Raw genomic sequence first — 16,857 nt, 5'->3', positions numbered from 1 at the left:
CTCTTCCTTCCGGGCCGATTCCTGATCCGGTTGCCGAAAATGACGGCAAAGGTCATGGGGAGGGGCGGTGGCGGACCGCGAGGATGCTCGACGCTCGACAGCCACGAGACTGGCGGTGTGGGCACGGCGACACCTGACGATCTGGATCACCGTCGCGACCACCACCCAGGCCGCGCTTCTCGCCATCACCACCATGCTGATGCAGCTGCCCGGTCAGTCCGACTCGGTGATCACCGCTTGCATCGGGATCGTGCTCCTCCTCGCCGCCCTTTCCGTCGTTCTCCCCCTGATCGGGGCGCGCGCCGAGCGGAAGGCCCGGACGGCGGAGGAACTCGACGACAAGCGGCGGTACGTCACCACCCGGGTCCTGCGAGGAAGCGCCGGCGAGCTTCCCCGGCTCGGTCAGCTCTCGGCCACCGATTTCGGAGTCACTCCCACCCAGTACACCACCAGCGGGCGCGACCCCTATGTCCCCCGCGAGCCTGACGACACGCAGATCCGTGACGCCCTCAGCGCGCCCGGCCCGCCCTATCCGTTCGTGCTGGTGTGGGGGAACACCAAGGCGGGCAAGTCCCGTATAACCACCGAAGCCATCCGGGCGGTGTTCCCCGAAGACACCGTCGTCTTGCTGCCTGCCAGCGGAGCCGCTCTCGCGGAACTCGCTCTCTCCGATAACGCTCTCCCCTCCGGCGAGGGACCGGCCGTGGTCCACCTCGACGACATCACCGTCGCCGACCTCGAAGTCCTGACGCCTGCCGTGCTGGACGCGGTCGCCCGCCAGGCCGTACTGGTCGCGACCATGACCGCCGGAAGGCGCGGTCAGATCCTCAAGTCCGGTACCGACAGCACGCGCGTCGCCCGAACGGCGTTGAGCCGCGCGCACCGCGACGGCCAAGGCCACGAACTGGTCTTCCGCCCGCCCACCGACGCCGAGCGTGAGCAAGCCGAAGCCCTCTACCCTGGGGAGACCTTCCGAGGCAGCATCGCCGAGACCCTCGTCGGCGCGATCGAGCTCTTCGCCAAGTACAAGGCCGGGCCCGATGACGATCCGGCCGGCTGCGCCATCGTCCAAGCAGCGGTCGACTGCCGCCGTGCGGGACTCACCCGTCCTGTCACCGACGCTGAGCTCTCGCGGCTGTTCGCTCTCTATCTACCGGCGATACGGGCAGGCGTGCCCGCCACTCCGGACACCTTCCAGCAGGGCCTCCGCACCTGGGCGGCCGTCCCCGTCTCCTCCCAGGTCGCTCTGCTCACCGCGGACACCGGCGACGGTGAGGCAGGGTGGAAGGCTCTTGACCACATCGTGTCCGCCGACGAAGGAGCCCGGCCCATCCACCCGGGCCTCTGGGCCGAGCTCATCTCGATCGTCGACCCGTCCGACGCGCGCGCGATCATGTACGGAGCCGAGAACCGCGGGGAGCGAGAGCACGCCATCGCGGCAGGGCGCAAGGCGGCCACCTCACCTCACCTTGAAGAGGCGGCCGTCTCCGCGGGCTATCTGGGCATTCTGCTCGCTGGGCAGGGAGAGGTGGAAGCCTCCGCGGACGCCTTCCGGCAAGCGGCCCGCTCGCAGAACGCCGATCGTTCGTCCATGGCCACCCTTCAGCTGGGAATAGCGCTTTCCAAGCAGGGGAAGATCGAAGCCGCCACAGACGCCTTCCACCAAGTGATCCATTCGCGTAATCCCCACACCGCACCGCTCGCCGCACTCGTCTGCGGGAAAATGCTCGAAGAGCATGGAGATCTGGACGCCGCGCAAGACGCCTACTGGCAGGCGATCCGCTCCTACCACCCCGACCATGCGCCCAGGGCCGAACTGAACCTGGGGGCCCTGCTCGCCCATGCGGGGGAGCTGAGCGCCGCCGGCGAAGCCTTCCGGCGGGTGATCGCTTCGAACCATCCGGACAGCGCGCCTCATGCCGCCTTGAACCTGGGGATAGTGCTCGCCAGCCGGGGGGAGCTGGAAGCGGCCGAGCAAGCCTTCCGGCAGGCCATCGCCTCCGGTCACCCGAGGCACGCGCCACCCGCGGCGCTCGGTCTGGACCAGGTTCTCGCCTTGCGGAGGGGAGAAGCCCCCTTCGGGGCCACCCCTGATGGAGGTTCAGAGGGCGACGAGGTTCCCCCGCCAGAGGGCGGGGTCCCCTCGACTTCAGGGTGAGGGATCAGGACCGGGAAACCGCGTCGGCCGTCCGGCGGGGGACTCTGCCCGCCGCCACCACACCGACCACGGCGATCGCCGCGGCGACGAAGAGCGCGGAACGCAGCCCGTCCACCGTGGCGGCACGCAGCGCCTCGCCGGTCAGGCCGGTGGTGTCACGCCAGGCCACGGCCACCAGCACGGCCAGGCCCGTGCTGCCGCCCGTCTGAAGGAAGGTGGAGGACAGCCCCGAGACCGCTCCCTGGTCATGCGGGGCCACGCCGGTCGTGGCGAGGATGAACATGGTGGTGAACGACAGCCCCGAGCCCAGCCCGAAGACGACGAGCCCGGCCAGCAGGCCGAGATAGGAGCCGTCGGCGGACAGGCTCCAGGCCAGCAGCGCCGTGCCGGCGGCGCCCACGAGCAGGCTGAGGGTCAGCGTGCCGCGCAGCCCGAGCCGGGGGATCAGGCGCTCGCCGATGATGTTGCCCGCCGTGATGCCCAGCGTCGGCCCGAGGAACGCCAGGCCCGACCGCATCGCGTCGTACCCGAGCACGTCCTGGAAGTGCAGGGTGAGGAAGTACGGGACGCACTGCAGGGCCATGCCGTAGACCAGGATGACCCCGGTGGCGGTGCGCGTGTGCGGGTTCGCCAGCAGGCGCGGCGGCAGCAGCGGATTACGGCTGCGCGCCTCGATCGCGACGAACCCGGCGAGCAGCACGACGGCGGCGGCCAGGGACGCCATCACGCCGGGCGAGGTCCAGCCCCACTGGGCGCCGTGCGCGATGGCGAACACCAGCCCCGTGACACCGGCGGTGCCGGTGACCGCTCCGGGCAGGTCGAAGCCGCCCGGCCTTCGCGTACCGTCCGGGGTCAGCACGGCGAAGGCGGCCACGACCCCTGCGGCGGCCATCGGCACGTTCACGAAGAAGACCGCCTGCCAGCCCAACGTCGCCGTGAGCACGCCGCCGAGCAGCGCGCCGAGGCTCAGCCCGCTCGCGCCGCACACCGCCCACACCGTCATCGCCCGGTTGCGGGCCGGGCCCTCGTCGAACATGGTGACGACCAGCGAGAGCGTGGCCGGCAGCAGCACCGCCCCGCCCAGCCCCTGGAGCGCACGGGCGGCGATCAGCGGGCCGGGCCCCGTGGCCAGCCCGCCGAGCATGGACGCGACCCCGTACAGGAGCATGCCCAGCACGAACATCCGCCGTCTGCCCAGCAGGTCGGACAGCCGGCCGCCGAGCAACAGGAAGCCGCCGAACGGCACCGCGTACGCGCTCACCACCCATTGCAGTGCGTACGGGGAGAAACCGACATCCCGCGCGATGTGCGGGAGCGCGACGTAGACGACGGTGAAGTCCAGGGCGGTGATCATGCTGCCCAGGCCGAGGAGGACGAGGGGGAACGCGAATCTCATGCCGGTCAGCCTCGCCGCGGCCCCGGACGTCAGCCAGCCCCGTGTTCTGCGTACGCAAACTTTGCTTAGGCTGGCGACCTATGGAGCGTGATGTCGAGCTGAGCGAGTTCCTCAAGTCGCGGCGGGCGCGGCTGCGGCCGGACGAGGCGGGGCTGCCCTTCAAGACCAACGGCACCAGGCGGGTGACGGGGCTGCGCCGCGAGGAGCTGGCCCTGCTCGCCGGGGTGAGCGTCGCCCACTACACCCGGCTGGAGCAGGGCCGCAGCCAGAACGTCTCGGCCGAGGTCCTCGACTCGATCGCCGACGTGCTCCGGCTCAGCGATGACGAGCGGTCCTACCTGCACGCGCTCGCCCACCCGGCGCACCGGTGCCGCGACTTCCCGCAGCACCCGATCAGGCCAGGGCTGCAGCGGCTGCTCGACTCCCTGGTCCTCACCCCGGCCCTCGTCCTGGGCCGGCATGCCGACGTGATCGCCTGGAACACCCTCGCCGCCGCGGTCTTCGCCGACCTCGCCGCGATCCCCGAGGAGCGGCGGACGCTCGGGCACCTGATCTTCCTGGACGACGACGTCAGGCGCATGCACGGCGACGGCTGGCACCGGCTCGCCCGGGAGCATGTGGCCCGGCTCCGCGTCCTGGCCGCCCGCTACCCCGAGAACCCGCGGGTCATGGCGCACGTGGACGCGGTCTGCAAGCGGAGCCCCGAGTTCCGCGCCCTGTGGACCGAGCACCACGTCGCCGCCGCCACCCACCGCGACTACGTCCTCGACCACCCCGTGGTGGGCGAACTCCGCCTGTCGGCCGAGCTGGTGTCCCTGCCGGGCGACCCCGAGCTCCAGGGCCTCGACCTGTACGCCGCCGAACCCGGCTCCGCGTCGGAAGCCGGACTCCGCCACCTCGCCGCCACCACCACCCGCCTCCCCTCCTCCGGCCGTTGACGGGGTGACGGTCGCCTACGACTGGGCGGCGGTGCCGCGGAGTTCGAAGTCGTCGTAGGCCATCTTCAGCACCGACTTCTCGTCCTTCGGCGTGCGGGCGAACATGCCGACCGAGCCGTTGCCGATGCCGTTCGGGTCGTCGGCCGACACGACCTTCTTGCCGTTGACCCACAGGGTGAGCCGCACCGCCTTGCCGGTCTGCTCGCAGGCGGCCTCGATGCGGACCTTGCCCTTCAGCTCGCCGACCTGCGCCGGCTCCGCCATGGTGCCGCCGGAGCCGTTGTAGATGCGGCGGACGCGGGCGTTGCCTGCCGTGTCGAGGCCGAACTCATAGTAGGTGTCGTCGTCCGCCGCGTGGCAGTAGACGCCGTACTCGCCCGAGCCGGTCACCTGCTTGACCTCGGCGGTCACCGCGACCAGGACGGTCTCGGGGAGCATCGGCGTGGGGGTCGCCGACGGGTCGGGGGTGGCGGTCGGCGTCTTGGTCAGGAACGGGATGGCCGCCTCCGCCCAGCGCTCCTCGTAGTTCGGTTCCACGTCCAGCCCGTACGTGCCGTCGGTGCGGTAGCCGTAGCTGGAGCCCGAGGAGGGGTCGTACCTGCCGTTCCAGCCGCCGGACGTCTGGGTGAAATCCTCCCGGTAGAGCACCGACATCTCGGGCGGCCCGCCCGGCATCAGCGCCCACGCGACGACGCCTGCCGTCACCAGCAGCGCCGCCGCCGCGCTGGCGCCCGCGATGAGCTTGGCCCTGCCGGGGCCGCGTGGCGCGTACGAGGTCGCGGCGGTGACCGGCGTGGTCGCCTGCTGCCAGGCCACCTGGACGGTGTGCGCCACCTGTTCCGGCCCGGCGGCCCGGCCCACCAGGTGGTCGAGGAGCTGCTGCGCGGTCGGGCGCATGGCGGGGTTCTTGTGCAGCGCGGCCCGGACCAGCTCGCGCAGGCCCGGCTCGACCTCGTCCAGGCTCGGCTCGGTGTTGAGCACCTGGTAGACGATCGCGGGCAGGGTGTCGCCGGGGAACGGCGACCGCCCGCTCGCGGCGTACGCCACCAGGCAGCCCCACGAGAACACGTCGCAGGCCGGCGAAACCGGCTCGCCGCGCAGCACCTCGGGCGCCATGTATCGGGGCGTGCCGATCAGCTCCCCGGTGCCGGTGACGCCGCCCAGGGTGTCGAGCGCCCGCGCGATGCCGAAGTCGATCACCCGGGGCCCGACGGGCGACAGCAGCACGTTGGACGGTTTCAGGTCGCGGTGCACGACCCCGGCCCCGTGGATGGCGGTCAGCGCGGTCGCCACGCTCACGGCCAGCGCGTCGAGGCTGGACCCGCGGAGCGGCCCGGACTGCCGCACCGCCTCCTCCAGGTTCGGCCCCGGCACGTACTCGGTGACCACGTAGAGCTGGTCGCCGTCGAGCGCGGCCTCCAGCACGGCCGCCGTGCAGAACCGCCGCACCCGCCGCGCGGCGTCCGCCTCCCTGCGGAAGCGCATGCGGAACTGCTCGTGCTGGCTCAGCTCGGGGTTGATCACCTTGATGGCGACCTGCTGCCCGGAAGGGTCCTCGGCGAGATGGACCGTGCCCATCCCACCCCGGCCCAGCACACGCACCAGCCTGTAGCGCCCGATGTGGGAGGTTTCACCGCTCACGGCGCGTAAGCTTACCGACTTCGGCCCCGCCGTCGAATGTCACTCGCCGCCCGGCTGTTCCCAGGGCCAGTCGAGCAGGCGCGCGCCGAGCACGGCCGTCTCCAGCGTGAACCGCTGGGTGGGGTCGTCAGGGGAGAAGCCGGTCAGGCGGTTGATGCGCTGCAGCCGGTACGTGACCGCGCGGGCGCTGACGCCCAGCCGGCGCGCGGCGGCGGTCTGGTTGCCGTGCGCGGCGAAGATCGCCTCCAGCGTCTCCAGCAGCGGCTCGTGCCCGCCGCGCGCGTGCAGCAGCGGGCTGAGGACGCTCGTCACCAGGTCCTCCATCGCGCTCCTGTCACGCAGCAGTACGGGGAAGACGAGCAGGTCGGCGGCCTTGACCACGTCGTGCTTCAGGCCGAGCCGGTCGGCCAGGTCGAGGGCGCCGGCCGCCTCCCGGTAGGAGGCGACGATGCCGCCGGGCCCGCGCTGCGGCCTGCCGACGCCGACCCGCCAGCCGGCGGGGAAGCGGGACCGCACATGGTGGGTGAACTCGCCGACCGCCGCCGGGAGCGTGGCCGGGACCACGCACACCAGCAGCCCGTCCCGTACCGCGACCAGGATGTTGTGCGAGCCGAACCGTTCGGTCAGGTCGCGTTCGATGCCGTCGGCGCCGGTGCCGGCCAGCCCGCGGGCGACGGTCACCACGTACGACTCGGCCAGGCGCAGCCCGAAGTGCTCGGCCCGTTCCGCCAGCCGCTCGGCCCTGCCGTGGAGCAGGTCGTCCACGAACGCGCGGCGTTCCCGTTCGGCTTCGCGCAGCGCGGCGAGCTGTGCCTTCTCGTACCCCTCCATGAGGGCGGCGACGGCCTTGCGCAGCGCGGGCAGCACCGACGGCGCGGCCAGCCCGTCGGCGGCGGCCAGCGCGGCGTCGACCAGGTGCCGTAACGGCACGCCCAGCTCGGCGGCGCGGCGGCCGCCGGCGCGGTAGGCGTCCAGTTCGTCCCTGCCGGGCAGCCGGCCGGTGCCGGCGGCCTCCCGCAGCGTGCGGAGGTGCCCGCCGAGCAGCTCGGCGGGCACCCGCGGCGACATCACACCCCCACGTCGCGCCGGTCGAAGGCCAGCACCGCGGTGAGCGCCAGCACCGCGGCGGCCCCGGTCAGCACCAGGTACTCCCCCACCGGCAGCCCTTGCTGCAGCGGCTGGCCGGAGGCGTAGTAGTGGAACGGCGACAGCCACTTCAGCCAGGCGATGGCGTCCACGCTCCGCCCGACGGTGACGACGACGTAACCGAGCACCGCCCACACCCCGGTGACCGCCATGGCGGGGCCCTTGCGGCCGGTGGCGGCGCCCACGGCCAGGGTGACGGCCCCGAAGAACAGCCCGACCAGCAGGACCCCGGTGTGCGCGGCGAGTATCCGGTCGAACGGCACCCCCATCTCCATCGTCTCCGCCATCACCCAGGTGACCAGCAGCGTCATGGCCGCCACCGCCCCCAGCCCGATCACCAGGGCGGCGAACCGCTCCAGGACGAGCCGCTTGCGGTCGATCGGCAGCGTGACGACGAGCTCCAGCGTGCCGTCCTCCTCGGGCTGGGCGAGCGCCCGGTTGGCGATGAGCATGGCGCAGGCCAGGAAGAGGAACGGCACGAAGAGCTGGTAGACGACCGACTGCAGGTAGCCGGCGCCGCTGGTGAAGTCCTCCATGCCGCCCATGAGGTCCTTCAGCGCGCCGGGGAACTTCGCCATCGCCTGCGGGCCGTACACCTCGGGGTTTTCCTTCACGCTTCCGTACACGGCCAGGTAGAGGCCCATGAAGGCGCTGATCCCGATCGTCCAGCCGATGAGGGCCCGCCGGTAGTCACGCAACGTCTTGGCGATCATCGTGTCTCCCCTCGTCGCTGTAGTAGGTGAGGAAGATCTCCTCCAGGTCCGGCTCCTCGCTGACCAGGTGCACCACGGTGAACCTGGCCGCGGTCTTGATCAGCGCGTCCGGCCGGCCGTCGATCGTGCAGCGCACGCTCGCGCCCGCCACCCGCAGGTCCCGCACCCCCGGCAGCCCGTCGAACGCCTCCGCCGGCACGGGCGCGTCGAAGTGCAGCTCCACCCGCCGCACCGCCTTCTCCCGCAGCGCGGACACGTTCTCCACCGCGACCAGCCGCCCGGCCCGTACGATGCCGACCCGGTCGGAGACGTGCTCCACCTCGGCCAGCACGTGCGAGGACATGAGCACGGTCCGCCCGGAGGCGCGCACCTCCCGCAGCATGGTGAGGAACTCCTGCTGCACCAGCGGGTCGAGGCCGCTGGTCGGCTCGTCGAGGATGAGGAACTCGGGCTCGTGCATGAACGCCTGGATGAGCCCGACCTTCTGCTTGTTGCCCTTGGAGAGCTTCCCCATGGGCACGCCCAGGTCGGCGTCGAGCCGCTCGGCCAGCGCGCCGATCCGGCCGGCGGGCACCCCGCCGCGCACCTTCCCGAGGAAGTCCAGGTAGTCGCGGGCCTTCTCCCTGCCCTCCAGGGCGAGCTCGCCCGGCAGGTAGCCGATCCTGGCCCGTACGGCGGCCTCCCGCGAGCCGGTGCCGAGGACGCTCACCGTGCCGCGGGTGGGCCGGATGACGTCGAGCATGAGCCGGATCGTGGTGGTCTTGCCGGAACCGTTCGGCCCGAGGTAGCCGAAGATCTCGCCCGGCTGGATCTCCAGGTCGAGGTCCTCCAGCCCCCGGCGCTTACCGTAGTACTTGGTCAGCCCTTCGGCCCGCACCACTGCTGTCATGCCCGCCATGGTGCCTGTCAGGGGCCGCCGCCGTCACCGGCGGGCTCCGGAAGGTTCGGCGCCGGTTCGCTTCCGGCACCCGGCAACCGCTGACTCCGGAATTCCGGTTTTCCGGGGTATCTTTCGCTTGTGACGACGATCGAGGAGCGCGTGGCCGCGCTGGAGGCCCGGGTCGCCGCCCTGGAGGGCCGGGCGCCCGAGCCCGGCGGCGAGGTCGAGGAGTCCGGCAAGCTGGTGTACGGCGGGCATGCCAGGTTCGGCGGCTACCGGTGGAGCTGGGAGATGGCCCGGCCGCCCGGCTGGCTGGTCGAGCAGCCGGCCGGTCCGATGGCGGCCGTGCTGGCCGCGGCGGGCCACCCCGCCCGGCTGCGCATCCTGCAACTGCTCGTGCGGGGCCCGCGGCCCGCGGCCGAGCTGCAGACCGAGCTGTCACCGGCCTCGCAGGGCCAGCTCTACCACCATCTCAAGACGCTCAGCTCGGCCGGGCTGGTCGAGCAGCCGGAGCGCGGCGTCTACCGGGTGCCGCCCTCGGCGATCTTCCCGGTGCTTGCCATGATCGCCGCGGCGACGGACGTGGTCCACCCCCGCTGACGGTCACCGGGCCCCGGGCGGCAGGCCGGGCACCTGCGGCGGGCCGTTCCCGATCAGGTCGAGCAGCGCCCCGGTGTCCAGGTTCCGCTCCACCAGGTCCCCGAGCGCGTCCAGGCGCCGCTCGCGCAACCGGCCGAAGTCGGTGGCCGGGTCGGGCTCGAACGCGCGGCCCGCCCGCCCGGCCACGTCCGCCAGGAAGGCCCGACGGAACGCGTCGTTCTCCAGCGCGCCGTGCCAGGTCGTGCCCCACACGTTCGCGGCCCGGCAGCCGTCCAGGAACGGCTCGCCGCCCTCCACCGTGACCCGTCCGTGGTGGATCTCGTACGCGTCCACCGGATGCCCGTACGCCTGACCGGACGGCCTGCCGAGCATCTTGTCCGGCCCGAACGTCACCCGCGCGGGCAGCAGCCCGAGCCCGTCCACCCGGCCGGCGCCCGACTCGACCTCGTCCACGATCTCCCTGGCCAGCATCTGGAAACCGCCGCAGATGCCGAGCACCGGTCCGGCGCGGGCGGCGAGCGCGTCCGCCAGCCCGCGCTCACGCAGCCAGGCCAGGTCGGCGACGGTGGCGCGGGAGCCGGGCAGCACCACCAGGTCGGCGTCGTCCAGCTCGGCCGGGCCGGTCACGAACCGCACCACCACGCCCGGCTCGGCGGCCAGCGCGTCCACGTCGGTGAAGTTGGAGACGCGCGGCAGCCGCACCACCGCCACCCGCAGCGTCTGCCTGCCGTGCGGCTTCCCGGTCACCACCCGTCGGCCGTCGAGGGCGAGCGAGTCCTCGACGTCCATCCAGAGCCCGTCCAGCCAGGGCAGCACCCCGTACACGCGCCGCCCGGTCAGCTCCTCGATCATGTCCAGGCCCGGCCCGAGCAGCTCCCGCGCGCCCCTGAACTTGTTGACCACGAACCCGGAGACCAGCGCCTGGTCCGCGGCGTCCAGCAGCGCGACCGTGCCGTAGAAGGCGGCGAACACCCCGCCCCTGTCGATGTCGCCGACCACGATCACCGGCAGGTTCGCGGCCCTGGCCAGGCCCATGTTGGCGAGGTCGCCGGCCCGCAGGTTGATCTCGGCGGGGCTGCCCGCACCCTCGCACACCACCACGTCGTAGGCGTTCCTGAGCCGGTCCAGCGACTCCAGCGCCGCCGTCCGCAGGCGGTCCCTGAGCGCGCCGTACTCCGTCGCGTCCACGTCGGTCAGCGGGCGGCCCATGAGCACGACCTGGCTGCGGCGGTCGCTGCCCGGTTTGAGCAGGATCGGGTTCATGTCGGCCACCGGCTCCAGTCCGGCGGCCCGCGCCTGGACCTCCTGGGCCCGGCCGATCTCGGCGCCGTCCGCGGTCACGTACGAGTTGAGCGACATGTTCTGGGCCTTGAACGGGGCGACGCGCACGCCCCGCCGGGCCAGCCAGCGGCAGATCCCGGCGGTGACGACGCTCTTGCCGGCGTCTGATGTGGTGCCCGCGACGAGCAGCGCCCCTCTCACGCGCACCACCGTAACGGTGATTCGCCTGAAATCGCCCATTTACGAATCCTGTGACTTCTGCCACTCTGACTAGAACGCGATTCTAGAGTTATCTACTGGAAGGTGGGGCATGGTCGGAACGCTGGGCTCGCCTCGTACCGGCAGGATCGACGCCACGTCACAGGCACCGTTCGGCTGGACGCCGCTCGTCGTGCTCTTCATCGTCGGCCTGGTCGACCGCATCGAGGCCAACCTCCTGTCAGGGGTCCTCCCGCACATCATCAAGGAGTGGGGAATCAGCGACGTCGCGGCGGGCGCGATCCCGACCGCCGCCGCGATCGCCGGGGCCATCGTCGCCATCCCCGCCGGATACCTGGCCGACCGCCGCAGCCGCACCCGCATCATCGCCATCGTCGTCTTCATCTGGGCGATCGCCACGGCGGGCTCCGGCCTGGCGACCGGCTTCGCGATGTTCTTCGGCATGCGGGTGCTGCTCGCCGCCGCCGAGAACATCGACAACCCGGCCTCGGGCAGCCTGCTCGCCGACTGGTACCCGCCCTCCAGCCGGGCCAAGGCGTACGGGCTGGTCCGCGTCACCACCTACCTGGGCGGCGTCGGCACCCTGATCGGCGGCGTGCTCGCGGCGCAGCTGGGCTGGCGGCAGGCGTTCCTCATCATGGTCATCCCCGGCGTGCTCACCGCCCTGCTGGTGTGGTTCCTGCGCGAGCCGCGCCGGGGCGAGCTGGACCGGCTCGTCGCCACCGGCTCCGCCCCCGAGGCCCGGGCCACCGTGCACGCCGAGCCCGTGCCCGAGCCGACGCCCGACAAGGTGCCCGTGCACGACCAGGTGCCGTTCGGCACCCAGCTCCGCCAGGTGATCCGCATCCCCACGCTGATCTTCGTGTGCGTCGGGCTCGGCCTGCTCACCCTGGGCCTGGCCGGCGTCTTCTACTGGATGACCACGCTCATGGTGCGCTCGTTCGGTGTGGACACCGACGTCGCCGGGTCGCTGAGCGGCCTCATCACGGTGGCCGGCACGCTGAGCGGCACCCTCATCGGCTCCTGGCTGGGCCGCAGGTGGCACGGCACCCGCAAGGGCGGCCGCCTGCTCGCGGGCGGCGGCGGCATCACGATCGGCGCGCTCATCCTGGCGCTCGCCCTGTCGATGGACTCGCTGGCCTGGCTGACCGTGCTGACCGTGCTCGCCAGCACCTCGATGTCGATCGCCATCCCCAACATGACCGCCTGCCTGGCGGACGTGGTGCCGGCGAGCGCCCGGGGACTCGGCTTCGCCGTGCTGCAACTGCTGATGGCCGGCTTCGGCGCGTTCGGCTCGCTGATCGTCGGCATCGTCTCCGAGCGGACCGGCTCGCTGCTGACCGGCATGTACGCGCTGGTCCCCGTGATGGTGATCGGCGGCCTGCTCACGCTCGGCGCCCGCGCCTCCTTCGAGCGGGACGCGCGGAAGGTGCTGGACGCGGCCCGCGCCTCCTGACCGGTCAAGGGCGGGAGGGTGCCACACCCTCCCGCCTTACTCTTCCCCAGATAGGAAAGAAAAGTTGCGCAATTAATCCTTCCCATCTAGGCTGACGCCATGGAGAGCAGGCGCATCACCGACCTGGACACGCTGAAGGCCATGGCCCACCCCCTGCGCCTCAAGCTCTACCGGGCCCTCTTCCAGGCCCGCGTCGCCACCGCGTCCCAGCTCGCCGACCAGGTCGACGAGGCGGTCTCCCTGGTCAGCTACCACCTGCGCAAGCTCGCCGCCCACGGCGTGATCGAGGAGGCCGAGCCGCAGAGCAGCGACGGCCGCGAGCGCTGGTGGCAGCTCGTCATGCGCCACTACAGCGTCCAGGACAAGGACTTCCGCGACGCCCCCGAGCGGGCCGCCGCCTACACCGCGTTCACCCGCACCGCCTTCCACGACCACGTCGAGCTGTACGAGCGCTACCTCGACGAGCAGTCGGCCTGGTCCCCCGACTGGCGCGCGGCCGCCTTCAGCTCGCAGTCGCTGCCCCGCCTGACCGCCGCCGAGCTGACCGGGCTCAACCAGGAGCTCCTGGAAGTGGTCAGGAGGTGGCAGCGCCACAGCGAGGCCGCCATCGAGGCCGGCGACACCGAAGGCCGCGAGAACGTCAACCTCCACCTGTACGGATTCCCCGCCCGCCGCCCCTGACCGAGGAGGTCACGGCCATGCACCCCGACATCCACCTGCGGCTCATGGAGATCCGCGACGCCGAGTTACGGGAGCGCGCCGACCACTGGCGCGCCACCCGCGACAGCCGCCCCACGATGAGCTGGCGCGTCGGCTGGACCCTCGTCGAGCTGGGCCTGCGTCTCGTCCACCGCGCCCCCGCGAACATCCAGCGGATCTGATCGCCTCACGGGTGTATCAAGCTGCGGAGCCCTCACTCCATGTGGATGTCGAAGGAGGCTCTCGTGGAAGCCGCAGACGGCCGCGTCATCTTGTTCCTCGTCATCGCGATCGCGCTGTTCATCGCCGGGCGCCGCTACCAGACGCTGGTCGCCACCCGCCAGGCGTGGCGTGACGCGATGAGACTGGTCATCGCGCGCAGGCAGGTGGCCGCCAACGCCACCAGGTCCATGCTGTGGATGGCCGTCGTCACCGGGTTCGTCCTCTGGCTGGTGGCCAACCTCAACCGGCTGATGTGACCCGCCGCCGCGCCATCCCCCACGCGGCGAGCACCGCCGCGCCGGCCGCCACCAGGCTCACCGCCCGGGTCAGCCGCACCGCCCGCCGGATGTCGCCCACGCCCGGCGGCGGCCCGTCGCCCATGGCCGGCCGGTGCTCCACCCTGCCGCCGTACACGTTGGCGCCGCCGAGCGTGACGTCGAGCGCGCCCGCGAAGGCGGCCTCGCACCGCCCGGCGTTCGGGCTCGGATGGCGGTGCCCGTCGCGCGCCAGCACGGCCAGCGCCCGCCGCCGGTCCGGCGCGGCCAGCACGGTGATCAGCCCCGTGAGCCGGGCCGGCACGTAGTTGGCCACGTCGTCCAGCCGCGCCGCCGCCCACCCGAACCGCTCGTACCGCGGCGACCGGTGACCCACCATGGCGTCCAGCGTGTTGATCACCCGGTAGGCCAGCAGCCCCGGCACCCCCGCCACCACCCCCCAGAACAGCGGCGCCACCACCGCGTCGGAGGTGTTCTCGGCCAGCGACTCGACCGTCGCCCTGGCCAGCTCCGGCGCCTTCAGCCCCGACGGGTCGCGCCCGCACAGATGCGGCAGCCGCTCCCTCGCCGCCTCCAGATCTCCGGCCTCCAGAGCGGACGCCATGCAGGCCCCCTCCCGCGCCAGCGTCGTCGCGCCCAGCACCGCCCAGGTGGCCGCCGCGGTCGACACCGTGCGCGCCAGCGGGCTCCGGGCCCGCTCCGCCAGCAACCCGGCCCCGGCCGCCACCCCCACGCAGACCGCCACGTACCCCACGCCGTTCACCCGCGCGTCCCCGTACACCCTGCCCTCGAACCAGGACGCGGCCCGCCCGAACAACGCGACCGGATGCCCCCTCCTGGGATCGGCGAACACGGCGTCGAGCATCACCCCTAGCGCCAGCCCGGCGGCACGACCAGATCTCATGGAGGACATCCTGACGGACAGCCTTCGCGAAGGGTTCCGGGGGGTTCTGGCGGAGGTTCCTCGGCGGAGTCCCGGCGAACGGTCCTTTCGGAAGGTGCTTGCGGGGTCAGACCAGGTGCGCCCGCAGCCTGTCCTCGTGCGCGTCCAGCCAGGCCGACGCCCGCCGGATCCGCTCACCCGCGCCACCGTCCCACAGCGTCGCCCAGCTCCCGCCGCCCGCCGCCCGCGCCTTCATCACCGCGTACGAGCGATGGAACCGCAACCGCGCCACCTCCAGCAGCCGCCGCCGCTCCCTCGGCCGCAACCCGTACGCGTCACAGAACAGCCGCACGCGCTCCCCCACGTCCACCCCGCGCAGCAACGGATGCCGATCGACCGGATCCGCGATCGGCGCCCAGTGACGCAACGTCGTCACCACGTCGAACACCCGCGTCGTCGGCCGCGCCTGATCAAAATCGATCATGGCGTACGGGACCCCGTCCGCGAACACCACGTTGGCCGGCGTCAGATCGCAGTGACCGATCACCTCCGGCGGCGCGTCGTCGTTCGACCCGCCGTCCCACCCGCCACGCGAGAGCGGAAACCCCTCGGCCGCGTCATGGAACCCGCGTAACAACCGCGCCAGATCAGCCAGCGCGCCGTCGGAGACCGACACCGGACTCACCCCCGTCGCACCCGGCAGGTAGGTGAGCACCTCACGCCCCAGCGCGTCGAACCCGAGTACGCGCGGCGCTCCCCCGAAACCTGCGGCTTCCAGATGGCGGAGCAGGGCATGCACGGCAGGCGTCGACGACCTCGCCGGCCTGCGCACCGTGTCACCGACGCGCACCACGCCATCGGTCACATCCCCGCCCTGCAAGGGGATCTCATGCAGGAGCGTCGCGAACATGCCACGACAGCTTAGACCCTCCCCCACCCCCTCGCGTGGGGTTTTTCATGCAGTTCAGGGTGATGGGAGAGGGGATCTGGGGATGAGGAGGTGACGGACAGGAGCGCACGAGGGCGGTGAGGGCGGGCTGACACGGTGGAAAACGTGTGCATGACACGTCGCCGGATCATGCACAATAAGGCGAGAGCGCCCTTAGCTCAGCTGGACAGAGCATCGGACTTCTAATCCGACGGTCGCAGGTTCGAATCCTGCAGGGCGCGCTTATCGCGAGGCTATGACCTGCGAGTATTCGGCGCCTCTGGATCTGGCAGTCCAGCGGAGCCGCTCGGGGGGACCGAAGGGGGACCGCCAGTTTCGGACGCCTCCCCCACGCGAACGCTCCGGGGGGACCAGAGCCGCGCTCGCCTCCGCCGCCGCCCGAGCCATCTCCGGCAACACACTGGTGTAGGTATCCGACGTGATCGCTTGACTGGGGTGCCGCGTCATCGCGCTCGTGGTCTTCATGTCATTGCCCGCCGCCAGAGCCCAGCGTTGCCGTGCCATGCCGAAGATCATGCCGAATCGGAGGCAGTCCGGCGGCGGAGGTCAGCCGCTCGAAATGCTCCGACACCCAGTCCGGCTCCAGCTCGCTGCCGTCCTCCCGGGTGAAGATCCGTCCCGACTCACGCCATGCTCCCGCCGACGCCGGCCGTTCTTCATGCCAGCGCCGGTGGTGCGCCCGCAGGACGGCCAGGGTCCCCGGGTCGAGAGCCACCGGCGCGTGACTGCCCTCGGTTTGGCCCGCCCTTCCTGTCCACGCACGTACGCATTCGCGGCGCGACGGGCCGTTTGCATGCGACCTCGACGCCTCAAGATCGCCAAGTGTCAGCTGGAGTACTCGGCGGGGAAGGTGACGCCGAGGTGCATGGATCGCATCCATTCTTCATCGACAGAAGCTTCCACCAATGCTTCAGCCGTGACGAGTACGGCGCGGCCCCAGCGGTCGTCCCATGATTCCTTGCCGCCAGGTGTGGTGGCGATCCACCGTTCGACACTGGCGAGATCGGGGTTCGGGTACCAGTCGCGACTTGCCGCGTCGAACTCGATCATGCGGCCGTCTTGATGGTGATAGGACACGATCGCCGGGACTTCGTCGCACCACGCAGCCCTCAGGCAAGGCCCTTGCCGCGCCAGGGCGGGAAGAGCACCGGGCGTAGGGCAATCGACGCTGTAGTCCAGGATGACAGTCCCTGTGCCGAGACGCCCGATGAGCATGTCGACATCGCCACCCAGGAATTTCATCGGCTCCGTGATCTCGGGCGGGATATGGCAGGCCGCCAGGACGTCATCGGTCGTCGCGGCGGAGCTGAGGGGCCGCGGTGATTCCGGACAGCCGTCTTATGGTCGTAGCCTATGCGGCTGATCGGGATGAAAGGGACTCGTTCAGCACCTCAAGAGGCG

Annotated in this window: 16 protein-coding genes and 1 tRNA gene; 8 read left to right on the top strand and 9 right to left on the bottom strand. The window is 71.8% G+C overall.

The features are described from left to right. The first annotated feature begins 67 nt into the window (after positions 1 to 67). Positions 68 to 2,158: a tetratricopeptide repeat protein gene (locus AB0K05_RS43830; RefSeq protein ID WP_364237675.1), complete on the top strand. Its 2,091-nt coding sequence runs from the start codon at positions 68 to 70 to the stop codon at positions 2,156 to 2,158. A gap of 4 nt (positions 2,159 to 2,162) precedes the next feature. On the opposite strand, the gene AB0K05_RS43825 is transcribed toward AB0K05_RS43830, so the two are convergent. Continuing rightward, the gene (locus AB0K05_RS43825) at positions 2,163 to 3,554 is read right to left on the bottom strand and encodes an MFS transporter (RefSeq protein ID WP_364237673.1); all 1,392 of its coding nucleotides are present in this window, start codon (positions 3,552 to 3,554) and stop codon (positions 2,163 to 2,165) included. An 80-nt stretch (positions 3,555 to 3,634) separates the two neighbouring features. Between AB0K05_RS43825 and AB0K05_RS43820 the strand changes: the two genes are divergently transcribed. Further along, positions 3,635 to 4,492 (top strand): helix-turn-helix transcriptional regulator, encoded by an 858-nt coding sequence (locus AB0K05_RS43820; RefSeq protein WP_364237670.1) that lies wholly within the window; start codon positions 3,635 to 3,637, stop codon positions 4,490 to 4,492. Between the two features lie 15 nt (positions 4,493 to 4,507). Here AB0K05_RS43820 and AB0K05_RS43815 read toward each other — a convergent pair whose 3' ends face one another. From AB0K05_RS43815 to AB0K05_RS43800, 4 genes are read right to left on the bottom strand one after another with little or no spacing between them, the layout of a single operon-like run. After that, on the bottom strand, positions 4,508 to 6,133 hold the full coding sequence (locus AB0K05_RS43815) for a serine/threonine-protein kinase (protein WP_261808359.1): 1,626 nt from the start codon (positions 6,131 to 6,133) through the stop codon (positions 4,508 to 4,510). Between the two features lie 39 nt (positions 6,134 to 6,172). After that, entirely contained in the window at positions 6,173 to 7,201 is a 1,029-nt protein-coding gene (locus AB0K05_RS43810) for a helix-turn-helix domain-containing protein (protein WP_364237668.1), read from the bottom strand. Continuing rightward, a complete protein-coding gene (locus AB0K05_RS43805; protein ID WP_148029848.1) occupies positions 7,201 to 7,992 on the bottom strand; it encodes an ABC transporter permease subunit in 792 nt (263 codons plus the stop codon). The genes AB0K05_RS43810 and AB0K05_RS43805 overlap by 1 nt, the downstream gene beginning before the upstream one ends. Then, positions 7,970 to 8,881, bottom strand: coding sequence for an ABC transporter ATP-binding protein (locus AB0K05_RS43800; protein WP_364237665.1), 912 nt, complete (start codon positions 8,879 to 8,881; stop codon positions 7,970 to 7,972). Before AB0K05_RS43800 ends, AB0K05_RS43805 begins: the two co-directional genes overlap by 23 nt. Before the next feature lie 129 nt (positions 8,882 to 9,010). On the opposite strand from AB0K05_RS43800, the gene AB0K05_RS43795 reads away from it, so the two are divergent. Beyond that, the gene (locus AB0K05_RS43795) at positions 9,011 to 9,472 is read left to right on the top strand and encodes a metalloregulator ArsR/SmtB family transcription factor (protein WP_219548003.1); all 462 of its coding nucleotides are present in this window, start codon (positions 9,011 to 9,013) and stop codon (positions 9,470 to 9,472) included. 3 nt (positions 9,473 to 9,475) lie between these two features. Here AB0K05_RS43795 and AB0K05_RS43790 read toward each other — a convergent pair whose 3' ends face one another. After that, the gene (locus AB0K05_RS43790; RefSeq protein ID WP_364237662.1) at positions 9,476 to 10,954 is read right to left on the bottom strand and encodes a cobyric acid synthase; all 1,479 of its coding nucleotides are present in this window, start codon (positions 10,952 to 10,954) and stop codon (positions 9,476 to 9,478) included. Between the two features lie 109 nt (positions 10,955 to 11,063). Between AB0K05_RS43790 and AB0K05_RS43785 the strand changes: the two genes are divergently transcribed. The 4 genes from AB0K05_RS43785 to AB0K05_RS43770 all read left to right on the top strand — a co-directional run bounded on the left by AB0K05_RS43785 (position 11,064) and on the right by AB0K05_RS43770 (position 13,606). Further along, complete coding sequence (locus AB0K05_RS43785; RefSeq protein ID WP_364237660.1) at positions 11,064 to 12,428, top strand: MFS transporter; 1,365 nt, start codon at positions 11,064 to 11,066, stop codon at positions 12,426 to 12,428. A gap of 99 nt (positions 12,429 to 12,527) precedes the next feature. Further along, positions 12,528 to 13,109, top strand: coding sequence for a helix-turn-helix domain-containing protein (locus AB0K05_RS43780; RefSeq protein ID WP_364237658.1), 582 nt, complete (start codon positions 12,528 to 12,530; stop codon positions 13,107 to 13,109). Between the two features lie 17 nt (positions 13,110 to 13,126). Further along, on the top strand, positions 13,127 to 13,309 hold the full coding sequence (locus tag AB0K05_RS43775) for a hypothetical protein (RefSeq protein WP_148029842.1): 183 nt from the start codon (positions 13,127 to 13,129) through the stop codon (positions 13,307 to 13,309). 63 nt (positions 13,310 to 13,372) lie between these two features. Then, positions 13,373 to 13,606, top strand: a complete 234-nt coding sequence (locus AB0K05_RS43770) for a hypothetical protein (RefSeq protein ID WP_148029841.1) — start codon at positions 13,373 to 13,375, stop codon at positions 13,604 to 13,606. Here AB0K05_RS43770 and AB0K05_RS43765 read toward each other — a convergent pair. Both AB0K05_RS43765 and AB0K05_RS43760 read right to left on the bottom strand, forming a co-directional pair. Further along, positions 13,590 to 14,537, bottom strand: coding sequence for a cobalamin biosynthesis protein (locus AB0K05_RS43765; RefSeq protein WP_364237654.1), 948 nt, complete (start codon positions 14,535 to 14,537; stop codon positions 13,590 to 13,592). The two genes, AB0K05_RS43770 and AB0K05_RS43765, sit on opposite strands and share 17 nt — an antisense overlap. Before the next feature lie 97 nt (positions 14,538 to 14,634). Further along, a complete protein-coding gene (locus tag AB0K05_RS43760; RefSeq protein WP_364237651.1) occupies positions 14,635 to 15,417 on the bottom strand; it encodes a phosphotransferase in 783 nt (260 codons plus the stop codon). A gap of 186 nt (positions 15,418 to 15,603) precedes the next feature. Here AB0K05_RS43760 and AB0K05_RS43755 point away from each other — a divergent pair. Continuing rightward, positions 15,604 to 15,677: transfer RNA gene (locus AB0K05_RS43755), tRNA-Arg, on the top strand. A gap of 604 nt (positions 15,678 to 16,281) precedes the next feature. Here AB0K05_RS43755 and AB0K05_RS43750 read toward each other — a convergent pair. After that, positions 16,282 to 16,698 carry a hypothetical protein gene (locus tag AB0K05_RS43750; protein ID WP_364237649.1) on the bottom strand — a complete coding sequence of 139 codons (417 nt, stop codon included), beginning with the start codon at positions 16,696 to 16,698 and terminating at the stop codon, positions 16,282 to 16,284. Positions 16,699 to 16,857 lie beyond the last annotated feature (159 nt).

Source organism: Nonomuraea sp. NPDC049486 (assembly GCF_040676925.1).
GTDB lineage: Bacteria > Actinomycetota > Actinomycetes > Streptosporangiales > Streptosporangiaceae > Nonomuraea > Nonomuraea ferruginea.
The sequence above is the reverse complement of the archived record's forward strand: the minus strand, read 5'-3'. Positions and strand labels throughout refer to the sequence as shown.